Raw genomic sequence first — 13038 nt, forward strand, 5'->3', positions numbered from 1 at the left:
ATTTTATCATATACCTTGTTTATTTTATTTATTTTTATGAAAACTAAGGAGTTATTGTGTCAGTTTTCCAAGCATCAAAAACTGATTCTTGAGCAACATAATATTGAAGCAGCAAGAAAATTTCAATTTTATTATTAAAATATTTTAATAAGAAAGAGGTGTTCTATGCAATTTAAAAATTTTTATTTTAAAGATAAATCTTTAAGTAAAAGAAACAACTTAGCTAAGTCAAAATTTACAATTGTTTTAACATTTTTATTTTTATTATATTTTTTCTCAAATAATTTAATTTATGCACAAAATTTACAAAAAAGTGAACCTCAATATTTAATACCTATAGGAAATGTTCTTCAAATTGATGCAGAACTAAAAAATATCATCGTTAGAAGTCCTGGTGAAGCATCTCCATTTAGATTAGGTGATGCTATAATCAAAGTAAATAATATAGAAGTTGATGGATATAGTGATTTTGCTAATACACTAAATGCTTTACCAGAAGAAAAACCAGTGTCTATTTTATTAAATAGAGGTGGTCAACTTTTAACAATGAAAACAACTAAACACATATTAGAAAAAATTAGTTTTAATAACTTACTTTCTGGATTTGCTACTTTGACTTATATCAATCCAGAAACCTCAGAATTTGGTGCCGTAGGTCACCCAATAAGTGTTGGTAATTCAAGAAAAATACCTATAAAATCAGGTTCAATTTCTACAACTAAGCACCTCGACATAGAAAAATCCTATCGAGGTAGTGTTGGATGTATAAATGCAAAAAGAGAAAATATTATTGGTAGTTTTACAGAAAACACTGATTTTGGAATAAGAGGTCAAATTAATAACTTTGATATTTCTAGCTTAAAAAAATATAAGGTAGCTTCACTAAATGAAGTTAAGCTGGGAAAAGCTCAAATAATTTTACAAAACAACTCTAATGAATGTAAAAAATATAATATTGAAATTATAGATATAGAAAACCAAAACCATCCTGAGAGTAAAAGTTTTAAAATTAAAATCACTGACAAAAACCTTTTAGCTCAAACTGGTGGTATTGTACAAGGTATGAGTGGTACTCCAATAGTACAAGATGATAAAATAATAGGAGCAGTTTCTCATGCCATTGAAAATGACCCAGCTGTAGGTTATGGTGTATTTATTAAATGGATGCTTTAGATAATAAATTATATAAGTAATTTGTAACTCTTAAATCATCATTAAATAAATGTTTATAATATATTTGGTCTGAAGACATATTTCTTCACTCTACAGACCAAATATATTAAATATTTTACATACTTTAAAACATAAATTTTTATTACAACTATATTGATTCTTATTTATTACTTATTATTGACATAATTTTTATTTATAAACTATTATTTCAAATTTATTAAAAAATAAATATCATTAATATTATTTGTTAGCATTTTTTCCAGTGTTAGGTAAAACATTGCCAAGGTTCTTTTCAGGTATATTTACATAACTTTCTGGAACATCACCTACTATTATAGTCTCACAGATAGGTATCTGAGCTTTAATTTGTTTTGTTGAAGTTATAAGTGGGATTACTACTTTCACTTGAGTTTGAGCTTCTAAATATATCCTATGTCTTGTTTGATTTATGCCTGAAGACTCAAATTCCGTTTTAAAGTTTACTGATACTGTTCCTATAGGTTCAATAGATACTTCAAGTTTAGGGCCGTATTTAGCTAATATAGGACTTCCTAATGCTGTTCCTATAGGTATGTAAGAATCTGCTGTTTTACCTTTTTTTAATTCATCTTGTATTTCTAAAGCTATTGCAGATGCAATTTCATTCATCATAATAGTATTTGCTTGTATCATAGTTATTTTTCCGTTATTATCAAGCTGTATATCCATTAAATCTTCATAATTTATTTTCCCTTCTACCATTTCAGCAACAGCTTTATTTATAGACCTGTTTGCCAATTCAAGAGCTTTTGTTTCTGCTAAAACTGTAATTGTTGGTCTTAAACTTTTATCTATATATATGAAACTGCCTATAAATACAGACAAGAAAAGAATTAACAAGAAAATAGCTACAATTTTTCTAAATTCATTTTTCTTTTTTCTATCTACTATCCTATTCAAATTTATCCCCTCCTATTTATTTATATGTAACTTTGGCATAATTTTTATAATATTTGTCAAAAATAAATAAATAAAAATATAGACTTATTAATACATTTTGTTTATACATATCTACAATGTACAGAATATTATAGCAAATTCATTTTTTCTATTAATTACAAAATTACTCCTATTTGTGTTATAATATTGCATTAAGTAAGGAGGTTAAAATCTTATGAATAACGATAATGATAAAAATGGAAATAAAATAAGAAGAAAAAATGTTAGTTCATCTAGTAGCTCAAATAAACCAGTTAATAGAAATTCAGCTAACAAAACTCATTCAACTAAAAGCAAGAAGAAATCTAAGAAAAGTGATAAATTTAAAAAACTAAGAGTATTTGGTATAGTATTTTTAGTTTTATTAGTTGTTGGTGCAGCAGGTACTGCTGGATTAGTATTTGCATCATTAAGAGATGTCTCTCCAGTTACAGAAGCTGTTTTAGACAAGCAAACAAACCAGACAACTACAATTAAATACGCTAATGGAAAAACATTATCTACTGCTCCAAGTGTAAATAAAAAGACACCCGTTCCATTAGATAAAATTTCAACTCATCTTCAACATGCAGTAATTGCAATAGAAGATGAACGTTTTTATGAACACAAGGGTGTTGACATTAAAGGTTTATTTAGATCAGTATTAAAAACTCTTACTGGTACTAAGCAAGGTGGTAGTACTATTCCTATGCAGGTATCTAAGATGCTATTGACTACTGAGCAACAAACTCTACCTCGTAAAATAAAAGATATTTATTATGCATATGAGATGAGTAAGACAGTAAGTAAAGACAAAATACTAGAAACTTATTTAAATAACTTCTTCGTTGGAAAGGGTCTTGCAGGAGCTGAGGCTGGTGCACGTGGTTATTTTGATAAGTCTGCATCTGACCTTACTATAGCTGAGTCAGCACTTCTTGCTGGTTCAACTAAAAATCCATCTAGGTTTTCAGCTTACAAAACTTCTAAATTAGATGGAAATGAAACTAAGAGTGACTTAGAGAATAAGTTGTTATTTTTTGTTAATACAACTGATGATGATTTAGATGACCCAACTCAAGTAGACTTTGATATGATTGAGAAATTAAAAACTTGGGAACTTATATCTAGTGATACTTATAGACAGCTAAAAGCAGGTACATTAGTTGTTAGAAAAGCTATAAACAACCCTGAAGCTAAGAAAAGACAAGAAATTGTTCTAAAGAAAATGTTAGACCTAGGATATATAAAACAAAAAGAATATGATGAAGCAATTAATGCTAAGATAGAAATAAAATTACCTAAATCAGCAGATAAAGTTTCTTCATCTGTAGAAGACCTTATTGAAAGTGAAGTTATAAATGCCCTAATGGAACAAGGACATACAAATGATGAAGCTCAAAACTTATTCTACAATGGTGGTCTAATTGTAAATACAACTATAGACCCTAAAATGCAGGATGCTTTGGAAGAAGAATTTGATAAAAATAGCAATTTCCCAGGACATATGGTTGGATCTGATGGAGTTAGCCAACCACAGTCTGCAATGGTAATTTTAGATTACAAAAATGGTGAAATAAGAGCACTAGCTGGAGGCCGAAACATAAGTGGCAGAAAAACTTTAAATCGTGCTACTAGCCCTCATCAGCCAGGTTCTTCTATAAAACCTCTAGCAATTTATACACCAGCTATTGATACTTTAAAGATTACACAATCAACTGCTCTAAATGATGTTAGAGGAGGGTATAAATTTGAAGAAAACACTAAATGGAATCCAAGAACTACCACTAGTGGTCATGGCTCTATGAGTTTACGTAAAGCTCTTGCTAAATCTTCAAATACAATAGCAGTTAAAACTGCTGAGATGCTTGGAGATTCTTATGATGAATGTATAGATATAATGATGGACTACTTAAAGAACTTTGGCATAACAACTGTTAAAAATAGCCAAACAGGAGCAACTGATAGACAGTTCCCAGCATTAACACTTGGTGGTATGGCAAGTGGTATTACTCCACTTCAGATGGCTGCTGCTTATGGTACATTAGCAAATCAAGGAGTTTATGTAGAACCATCTATTTACACTACTATAACTACTTTTGATGGGCAATTATTAGTTAAAAACGCTCCTGAAGAGCATAAAGTTGTAGACCCAGAAGTAGCTTATGTTGTTACAGATATGTTAGAAAGTGTAATTACTGAAGGTACAGGTGGTATTGCATCACTTCCTAAAGGAATGCCTGTTGCAGGTAAAACAGGTACTACAAATAGCGCATATGATGCTTGGTTTGTTGGTTATACACCTTATTATGTAGGAGCAACATACATTGGAGATGATGCTGGTAGAAAAGATGATGCTGGTAACACTATAAAACGTAGAGATGTTCCACATGGAAGTACTAGTACAGCAAAACTTTGGCAAAAAATCATGGCAAAAATACATGCAAATTTAACAGTTACTGAATTTGAAGTTCCTAAAAATGTATATTTTACAAAAATTAATTTAGAAGATGGAGGAAAGCAATCTTCTGGCTCTAAAGCAGCATTTATTGAAGGTACTGCTCCTTCTAGAGTAAGTTCTCAGCCATCTCCTGAAGATACAAAGAAACCAGATAATAATCAACAAGAAGAAGAAAACAATAATAACAACAATAATTCAGGTAATAATGGTGGTGGCTCTACTCCTCCTGATAACGGTGGAAATAGTGGTGGTACTACTACTCCTCCTGACAATGGTGGAAACAGTGGCGGTACTACTAACCCTCCTGACAATGGTGGAAACAGTGGTGGTACTACTAACCCTCCTGACAATGGTGGAAACAGTGGTGGTACTGTCACCCCTCCTGATGGTGGTGGAAATACAACACCATAGTTTAATAAAAGATTACATTTAAATATTAATAAATAATTAAAATTAAAACAAAAATATAAGGAGTTGCCTCAAAGTGATTTTTAGAAATCCTCGATGAGACACTCCTTTTTTAGTAATTATAATTAATGTTGCGATTGTTATAATATTTATATATTACAAACTATATAAACTTTATATTTTTTGCTTATTGTATACCAAAAGTTTGGAATGCGTTTAACTTCCCATATCTTTTGATAAGTATATCCCATTCTTCCTTATCATAAAAATCACACTTATTTACACCAAATAATTTGCCAACTTCAATTGCAAATCTACCAGCTGACTCTAAATCACTAAAATGAGTTGCACCTGTAGCACATCCAGCAACAGGCATTTCTGTAGTAATTGCTACTCCAACTACTGGAGAATTTGTAGCAACTGCTGGCTGTAAAATACTATTCAAGTGATACAGGTCATTTCCATATGGTGTTATATCTTGAATAGATAAAGGAAATACAAATGGAGATTTTCCAGTTACAGTCTGTATAATATCTAAAAGATTATCACTAGTTTTCAATATGTACCCTTCTTTGACAGTTGGCGATATTGCAAATCCTCTAGTATTGATTATTCTATTACCTTTAGTAGTATCGATTGAAAGTATTGCATCACAACTACTGTCAACTTCATTTTCATTCATAGTTGTCATATCTATTGGTGAATCCATAAAAGGTGTAGGATAATGCTCTTTAGTTGGAGCATCTGGACAAATATGAGTAGAAATTATAATATCTCCTTCTAGCACATCTCCTTTTCGTTGCATATCTAAAAGTTTCGCTGCTACTGAAATTGCTACTAATGCTCCATCACCATCTGAAACAAAACCTATTACATCTGGTCTTGCTCCAATACCTCCAAGTCTGCCTAAAATACCTAGAGTAGGGGCATTTCCTCCGTTTAATTTACCATTCTTACCAGCAATTGTAAGCTTAACTAAGTCTGTAGAACCTTTACTTGATGATAGCTTTTTTACTATTATATTTTCTCCACCATAGCTTTGTAAGTATGTCTTCACTTCTTCTCCACTTGCAGTTGATTTGTCTAAAATGTCATAAACCTCTAATACTTGTTTTAATATCATATTTAGTCTCCTTTCTTCATGTATTTTTTTAGTAATACATTATTTACTGTACAAAACATCTACACCACACATTGCTAGTACTTTAATTGCTTTTATAAGTGCTATTTTCCCTTCTTCGCCACCAGCAGCTACAGCAAATTCTTCTGTATGAGTTGCAGTGTTTTCTTTTAATTTTATATATGCTTGTATTGCAGGTATTTCATGAGTTAAATTTCCAGTATCAGTTGAACCAATACCTTGAGTTAAATCTCTTTCAATATAATCTTCACCCAATACTTCAAAATTTTCTCTAACTATATTTACCAATCTTGAATCATTTTTTATCTCTTTATATATCTCATCTAATTGAATTACTTCTACACTAGTTCCTGTAGAAATTGCAGCTCCCTTAGCACAATCTTTAAGCATATCACAAATTTCATTTAGGTATTCTATACTTAATGCTCTTACATTAAATATAGCTATAGATTTTTCAGGAATTATGTTATGTATACTACCTCCATCAGTTATAATTCCATGTACTCTTGCATAATCTTTAAGATGTAATCTCATGCTATTTACACTATTGAATAATGCTATTACTCCACTTAATGCACTTCTTCCTTCCCAAGGATAAGCAGCAGCATGAGAAGCTTTTCCACTAAAATCAAATTTTAAGTTAACTTGAGCAAATGATATATCATCAGGTATTGAAGCATCACATGGATGTAAAATTAATGCAGCATCTACATCTTTAAATACCCCTTCTCTAATCATAGTTATTTTTCCACCTACTCTTTCTTCTGCAGGTGTTCCAAATACTTTTACAGTTCCTTCTATATCATATTTTTTTATAACTTCTTTTAAAATAATACCCGCTCCAACAGAACTTGTACCTATTATATTATGTCCACAAGCATGTCCCATACCTGGAAGTGCATCATATTCAGCTAGAAAAGCTACTGTCTTTCCACCAGTTCCATTTGAGTAGACTGCCTCAAAAGATGTTTCTAATCCTCCTACACCCTTTGTCACATCAAATCCATTTTCTTCTAATAAATTACATAATGCTTTTTGTGATTTAAATTCTTCAAATGCTAATTCTGGATTTTCAAATAAAGATTTGGATACCTTTTCAAATGATGCTTTTTTCTCATCAGATAACAGCTTTATATCTTCTTTGATTTTTAATTTTAATTCTTTCATACTTACTACCTCCTTAAATCATTCCATTTATTTTTAGAACTGTTTGAGATATAAAAGCAGAACCAAAATAAGTAGATGTCATAACTATAAATGATATAACTACTAGCTTCCAACTCAAAGTCTTTAATATGTCTAATTGGTTACCTACAGAAATTCCTGCAAAAGCTAATAATGGTGTTACTGTAGACATAAAATTGATTTTTCCTATATTACTTGCTATAAAATCTCCAACTGGTGATATTGGAAGTGATAATACAAACGCAACTAAAGTCGCCCATGCAAAACCTGGTAAATTTGGTCTCTTAACAAAATTCTTTATTACAATAGCAATTATTACTAATATAAACCCAAATACACTTCCAATCAACAAATCTTTAGCCTGTGTTTTAAGTGCTATAGCCTGTCCAAAGCAAATAATAATATATATGAACATTACTATTTTTATCTGTTCCATAATAGTCTTCAAAGTCTTTTCCATCTATACATCCTCCATTATAAGACATCTCTTGTTTTTCTTTTTTTTCTACTTCTAAACTTCTCAATAATCGGAGCCACTTTACTATAATAATAATTAGCAACTGGTAATGATAAAAATAATTCTATGTATATTCCAGTAACGGCTGTAATCAATCCACTGGTAGCTGAATAAGCTAAAATCTGTTCAGACATATTTGGGACAGTATTCATCAATGATGCTGTTGCAGCCCCCATCATAGAACCACTTCCCATTCCTGATGCCATTGCTAAAGCATATGGATGAAAGCCTATAAGAACACCCAGTGGTGCCAAAAATGAAAATAATAATGTTCCAAAGATACTACCACTTATATAAGTTCCCAATGTTCCTATACCTTCTGGTGAATTTAATCCATACTTATCCCCAATAATTCCTAGTGCTGTGTCACGACATAATGAAAAAGTCCCTCCTAATGCACTTCTTCCAAGACCTAGTGCTACTCCAACAGGTAATGCTATCAACATTGTACCCATATGACCAAACTCTTGTAATAAAAGTGCTGGTCCTGCTTGAAGTAATATACCAACTTTAGGACCTGCATTAATTCCAAACATTATTCCTAATGGATATAGAGTTAAAGATAAAAGATATGGAGATACATTTATTTCATTATCTCCTATAAACTTTTTTAAAGCTGGTATAACCCTTCCTAACAAATGAGGGGAAACAGCCATACCTATAAAGATAGCCCATAGTATACTAAGTAAAGTTATATTAATACCCATAACTTTAAATGAAATAGGCCCAATTAATTCAGCCAATACTGTAATTATGCAGGCTGCTATCAGAGCATTTTTAATTCCTTTCATTTTTATACCTCCTTGCAATTTTTATAATTTTCTTACAATATAAGTATTAGTGATTTAATTATATATTCTCTCATCGATAATGTATAATATAAATGTTTCATTATTTTTATATGCTTTTAGTCATAAAGCAAAAGGAGGATTAAGCATCATGGATTTATTACAATTAAAATATTTTCAAGTTGTAGCTTGTACTGAAAATATGACTAATGCTGCTAAGCAATTACATGTAACACAGTCAGCACTTAGCAAAAGTATAGCTCTACTTGAAATGGATTTAGGTGTAAAATTATTTGACAGGAAAGGAAAATCTATTAAATTAAACTATTGTGGAAATATTTTTCTTAAAAGAGTTGATTCTATACTTAATTTATTAGATACATCAACTAAAGAAATAAAAGATTTAGCTTGTAGTGAATTTGACCAAATCAAATTAATCGTACTTACTGCATCAGGGTTAATTTTAGATGTACTTAGTGAATTTAAAAAATTACATCCAAATATTTCATTCAAATTAATGCAACATATTCCAAAATCAACATTTGACTACGATTTTGATATATGTATTACTTCATATTGCTTTGAATTTAAGTCATCAAATTATGAAGTATTAACTAGTGAAGAAATATTTATAGGTGTACCTTACAGCAATCCACTATCAGAGCTTAATAGTGTGTATTTTAAAGATGTACAAGATGAGAATTTTATATGTTTAGATGAAGGTACAAATTTCAGAAAAATTACAGATAGATTTTGTAACTATGCTGACTTTGAACCTAATGTAGGTTTTGAATGTGATTCTCCTTCAACCGTTTATAATTTGATAAAAGAAGGTCATGGAGTTGGATTTATTCCTGAAAAATCATGGTGTATAGATTATGAATCTTCTATTAAACTATTACCTATTAATGATATAAGATGTGAGCAATTTATTGAGCTATATTGGACAGATAATAAATTTTTAAACAAGTCAACAAGAATGTTTATTGATTTTATAAAAAACTATCTTAATGAAACTACTTAAAAAATAATAAATCTCAATGTTGTACCAAGACTCAAAAGTTAGATTTTATACTGGAATGAACTTTCATTCCAGTATTTTTATTTATTCAAGTTTTTATTGATATTAAATTCTATAATCAACTGGATTACTTTTAGTCTTTTATTCTATTAACGCTGTTTCTTATAATTAGTCTTGGATAAAGTTTTCTTGGGATATGTTCTGTGCTCTTTTTATTTATTGTATTTACTAAACTATCTACTCCATTTTTTATAACTTGCTCTCTTGGGTCATCTATTGTCGATAAGTGTGACCTAAAGTAAGATATTAATTCAATATTATTATATCCTATTACAGATAAGTCTTCTGGTACATTTATACCATAAGTAGTTTTTAATTCTTGTATTATAGAAATAGCTGGTACATCTTGTTGCACAAATATAGCTGAAGCCTTTTTTATTTTATCAATATGATTTCTTAATAGTTCAACTTGAGATTCAAAATCCATTTTAGATTCAATTACATCTGTCTTTAAATTAGCTTCTTCCATAGCATTTAAATACCCTTTTGTTCTATCTTCATGCATTTTTGAACTCTTATCTTCTGAAGTTATTGTTATTATATTTTTATGACCATGGTCGATTAAATGTTTAGTAGCTATATAGCCTCCATATACGTTATCGTCCCAAAAGAAGTTATCTACCTCTCCTACAAAAGATGGCTTAAAATATATGAATACGTGTGGAAAATTATTGTCTTTTAAAAACTCATACTCTTCTTTTTTTATTGATTGAGACACTATTACTAATCCATCAACCATTTGTCCATTAACCATTTTATAGACATTACTATCACCACTAATGTTGTTATTGGGCTGTATTATAAAGTCGTACTTATTAGTCTCAATAGAATTTATAGAACTGTCCATTATATCACTAAAAAATTTTCTAGTGTCTTGATGATTAAAATTATTTGAAAAGATTACCCCTATTCTATTTGTTTCTTTTTTTGCTAGATTTCTCGCATTTACATTAAAATGAAACCCTAGCCTGTTAGCCTCTTCCACTACCTTCTTTTTTGTTTTTTCAGATACATTAGGATTATTGTTTAAACACCTAGAAACAGTTGAATAGCTAATGCCTAGGTTCCTTGCAATATCTTTAATAGTTACCATCTTTATCCCCTACTTCACTTCATTTTATTTTTGCTAATATAATACTACACCATGTTGTAAATAATTGTCAACTTGATTATGTAAACGCTTGTAAGTATAAAAAAATAGGTAGAATCTAAAAAGATATCTACCTACTTTATACAAAAAATTATCATATATTTAAGTGGTTTTATGGTTTTGCTTTTGGTGTAAATACTACCGACATAATATATCCAAAAAATATAGCTGCGGCTATCCCACCAGCTGTAGCAGTTGTTCCACCTAGGAAAATACCTAAAAATCCATCACTTTGTATTGATTTTATTACTCCTTTGGCAAGTGAATATCCAAATCCTATTATAGGAACTGTTGCACCTGCTGCTGCAAACTTAACTAATGGTTCATAAAGTCCTAGAAAAGTTAAAACTACACCAGTTGTTACATATGTCACCATAACATATGGAGTTTGCATTTTAAAGTAGTCCATCATTACTTGAGCTATTAAACATATAATTCCACCTACAATAAATACTCTTACGTATTCCATTAACATATATATCACTTCCTACTCATTTACTATTACTACTGCATGTGCAACACAAGGTATTGTTTGCTTTTGTAGTGTACTTGTTGGTGATAATAGTGCTCCTGTTGATACAAGCATTACTTTGTTAAATTCTTTTTTTCTTAATTTTTCATATATATATCCTGCAAATACTGTAGCTGAACATCCACATCCACTCCCACCACAGTGAACATCTTGCTCTTTAAGGTTAAACATTTCTATACCACAATCAGTATAACACTTTGAAATATCTACACCTTTCTCTTTTAAAAAGTCTTCTGCTATTTGTTTGCCAAGTGTACCTAAATCGCCAGTAGCAATTATGTCAAAGCTATTTGGGTCATCATTAGTATCTTCAAAATAAGAATATATAGTATCTATTGCTGCTGGAGCCATGGCTGGTCCCATATTATTACCATCATCAATACCTTTATCTATTACTTTTCCAACTGTAACATATTTTACTTTAGGACCTTCTCCATTAGGAGCTAATAAAACACTTCCTGCTCCTGTAACTGTCCATTGAGCTGTCATTGGCTTTTGATTTCCTAATTCTAGTGGAAATCTAAATTGTCTTTCTGCTGTACAATAATGGCTTGATGTTCCTGATAGCACTAAATCTGCAAAACCACCATCTACAAGCATAGAACCTATGCAAAGTCCTTCTGCCATTGTAGAACAAGCGCCATATATACCCAAAAATGGAATTGCTAATTCTCTTGCAGCAAAAGATGCTGGTACTATTTGATTGATTAAATCCCCGCCTAGCATATAATTTACATCTGACAGTTTTTTCCCTGCCTTCTGTATGGCTTTCTGAGATGCAGTCTCTACCATTTTACTTTCAGCCAATTCCCAAGTTTTTTCACCATATAAATCATCAGTCATAATCATATCAAAATAATCTTTTAATGGTCCTTCACCTTCTTTAGAACCTACTATAGTACCAGCTGATATTATTGTTGGTTTATTCTCTAGCTTGACTGTTCTTTTTCCAATTCTTTTATTTTTCATATTTTCACACCTTTTTAATTTTGCATTTTAATATTTAATTTTTTAATATTAATTAAAAATATTAATTAAAATCTGCATGATTATTTCCTAACTAACTACTTCCATAACTATTTTTCAGATTTCATATCTTCTTCATAACTAATAAAATTTAAATTAAATAAAAATCCTCTAAAACATCTTAAAAATATAATAAATAATTCCACATAAAATAGAAGAACCTATACCATAAACTAAAACTGGCCCTGCAATTTTAAATAAGTTTGCACCTACACCTAATACATATCCTTCTCTTTTATACTCCATAGCAGGAGATACTATTGAGTTAGCAAAACCTGTTATTGGTATTATAGAACCAGCTCCTGCTCTTTTTCCGATTAGGTCATAAACTCCTAATCCAGTTAGAAATGCCCCTATAAATATCAGTGTTATTGATGTAGCAGAACTAGCACCTAATTTATCAAGACCTCCAACTTTCATGTATAAATCACTTATGGCTTGCCCTATCATACAAATAATTCCACCTACAATAAATGCAAGTGTATAGTTTTTTAAATATGTAGGTTTTGGGCTTATTTGGTCTACATATTTTTTATAATTTTTATCCATACTAAACACCTCTCTAAAGTATTATTTGTTAATTTTAAAAAAATAAACCTATTATTTATTTTAGACACTC

The 13038-nt window shown here is 30.2% G+C and carries 12 protein-coding genes; 3 read left to right on the forward strand and 9 right to left on the reverse strand.

Annotated features, from left to right (window positions below; translation table 11 throughout):
- The first annotated feature begins 165 nt into the window (after positions 1 to 165).
- Positions 166 to 1173 carry a SpoIVB peptidase S55 domain-containing protein gene (locus IC214_RS02005; protein WP_227433392.1) on the forward strand — a complete coding sequence of 336 codons (1008 nt, stop codon included), beginning with the start codon at positions 166 to 168 and terminating at the stop codon, positions 1171 to 1173.
- A gap of 240 nt (positions 1174 to 1413) precedes the next feature.
- Here IC214_RS02005 and yunB read toward each other — a convergent pair whose 3' ends face one another.
- Positions 1414 to 2112 (reverse strand): sporulation protein YunB, encoded by a 699-nt coding sequence (gene yunB, locus IC214_RS02010; RefSeq protein WP_227433393.1) that lies wholly within the window; start codon positions 2110 to 2112, stop codon positions 1414 to 1416.
- Between the two features lie 214 nt (positions 2113 to 2326).
- On the opposite strand from yunB, the gene IC214_RS02015 reads away from it, so the two are divergent.
- The gene (locus tag IC214_RS02015; RefSeq protein ID WP_227866162.1) at positions 2327 to 5002 is read left to right on the forward strand and encodes a transglycosylase domain-containing protein; all 2676 of its coding nucleotides are present in this window, start codon (positions 2327 to 2329) and stop codon (positions 5000 to 5002) included.
- Positions 5003 to 5186: 184 nt separating this feature from the next.
- On the opposite strand, the gene IC214_RS02020 is transcribed toward IC214_RS02015, so the two are convergent.
- Genes IC214_RS02020 through IC214_RS02035 form a run of 4 tightly spaced genes read right to left on the reverse strand, consistent with a single transcriptional unit; the run spans position 5187 to position 8633 of the window.
- Positions 5187 to 6122: a DUF1177 domain-containing protein gene (locus IC214_RS02020; RefSeq protein WP_227433395.1), complete on the reverse strand. Its 936-nt coding sequence runs from the start codon at positions 6120 to 6122 to the stop codon at positions 5187 to 5189.
- Positions 6123 to 6161: 39 nt separating this feature from the next.
- Positions 6162 to 7307, reverse strand: a complete 1146-nt coding sequence (locus IC214_RS02025; protein WP_227433396.1) for a M20 family metallopeptidase — start codon at positions 7305 to 7307, stop codon at positions 6162 to 6164.
- A 13-nt stretch (positions 7308 to 7320) separates the two neighbouring features.
- The gene (locus IC214_RS02030; RefSeq protein ID WP_227433397.1) at positions 7321 to 7785 is read right to left on the reverse strand and encodes a hypothetical protein; all 465 of its coding nucleotides are present in this window, start codon (positions 7783 to 7785) and stop codon (positions 7321 to 7323) included.
- A gap of 14 nt (positions 7786 to 7799) precedes the next feature.
- Positions 7800 to 8633 (reverse strand): DUF3100 domain-containing protein, encoded by an 834-nt coding sequence (locus tag IC214_RS02035; RefSeq protein ID WP_227834726.1) that lies wholly within the window; start codon positions 8631 to 8633, stop codon positions 7800 to 7802.
- Positions 8634 to 8781: 148 nt separating this feature from the next.
- Between IC214_RS02035 and IC214_RS02040 the strand changes: the two genes are divergently transcribed.
- Positions 8782 to 9654, forward strand: a complete 873-nt coding sequence (locus IC214_RS02040; RefSeq protein WP_227433399.1) for a LysR family transcriptional regulator — start codon at positions 8782 to 8784, stop codon at positions 9652 to 9654.
- Between the two features lie 130 nt (positions 9655 to 9784).
- Here IC214_RS02040 and IC214_RS02045 read toward each other — a convergent pair whose 3' ends face one another.
- The 4 genes from IC214_RS02045 to spoVAC form a co-directional block, all read right to left on the reverse strand.
- Positions 9785 to 10804, reverse strand: coding sequence for a LacI family DNA-binding transcriptional regulator (locus tag IC214_RS02045; protein ID WP_227482987.1), 1020 nt, complete (start codon positions 10802 to 10804; stop codon positions 9785 to 9787).
- A 169-nt stretch (positions 10805 to 10973) separates the two neighbouring features.
- Positions 10974 to 11336: a stage V sporulation protein AE gene (spoVAE, locus tag IC214_RS02050; RefSeq protein WP_227433401.1), complete on the reverse strand. Its 363-nt coding sequence runs from the start codon at positions 11334 to 11336 to the stop codon at positions 10974 to 10976.
- Between the two features lie 12 nt (positions 11337 to 11348).
- Complete coding sequence (gene spoVAD, locus IC214_RS02055) at positions 11349 to 12362, reverse strand: stage V sporulation protein AD (protein WP_227433402.1); 1014 nt, start codon at positions 12360 to 12362, stop codon at positions 11349 to 11351.
- Between the two features lie 168 nt (positions 12363 to 12530).
- Positions 12531 to 12968: a stage V sporulation protein AC gene (spoVAC, locus tag IC214_RS02060; protein WP_021425350.1), complete on the reverse strand. Its 438-nt coding sequence runs from the start codon at positions 12966 to 12968 to the stop codon at positions 12531 to 12533.
- Positions 12969 to 13038: the final 70 nt, after the last annotated feature.

It is taken from the genome of Clostridioides sp. ES-S-0190-01 (assembly GCF_020658275.1).
In the GTDB taxonomy this organism is placed as follows: Bacteria; Bacillota; Clostridia; order Peptostreptococcales; family Peptostreptococcaceae; genus Clostridioides.

What these genes read in the sequence shown, in the direction of transcription:
- spoVAD (WP_227433402.1), bottom strand. Translation starts at nt 12,362, where the DNA reads ATGAAAAATAAAAGAATTGGAAAAAGAACAGTCAAGCTAGAGAATAAA.
- IC214_RS02025 (WP_227433396.1), bottom strand. Translation starts at nt 7,307, where the DNA reads ATGAAAGAATTAAAATTAAAAATCAAAGAAGATATAAAGCTGTTATCT.
- spoVAE (WP_227433401.1), bottom strand. Translation starts at nt 11,336, where the DNA reads ATGTTAATGGAATACGTAAGAGTATTTATTGTAGGTGGAATTATATGT.
- IC214_RS02030 (WP_227433397.1), bottom strand. Translation starts at nt 7,785, where the DNA reads ATGGAAAAGACTTTGAAGACTATTATGGAACAGATAAAAATAGTAATG.
- IC214_RS02015 (WP_227866162.1), top strand. Translation starts at nt 2,327, where the DNA reads ATGAATAACGATAATGATAAAAATGGAAATAAAATAAGAAGAAAAAAT.
- IC214_RS02040 (WP_227433399.1), top strand. Translation starts at nt 8,782, where the DNA reads ATGGATTTATTACAATTAAAATATTTTCAAGTTGTAGCTTGTACTGAA.
- spoVAC (WP_021425350.1), bottom strand. Translation starts at nt 12,968, where the DNA reads ATGGATAAAAATTATAAAAAATATGTAGACCAAATAAGCCCAAAACCT.
- IC214_RS02045 (WP_227482987.1), bottom strand. Translation starts at nt 10,804, where the DNA reads ATGGTAACTATTAAAGATATTGCAAGGAACCTAGGCATTAGCTATTCA.
- IC214_RS02005 (WP_227433392.1), top strand. Translation starts at nt 166, where the DNA reads ATGCAATTTAAAAATTTTTATTTTAAAGATAAATCTTTAAGTAAAAGA.
- IC214_RS02020 (WP_227433395.1), bottom strand. Translation starts at nt 6,122, where the DNA reads ATGATATTAAAACAAGTATTAGAGGTTTATGACATTTTAGACAAATCA.
- IC214_RS02035 (WP_227834726.1), bottom strand. Translation starts at nt 8,633, where the DNA reads ATGAAAGGAATTAAAAATGCTCTGATAGCAGCCTGCATAATTACAGTA.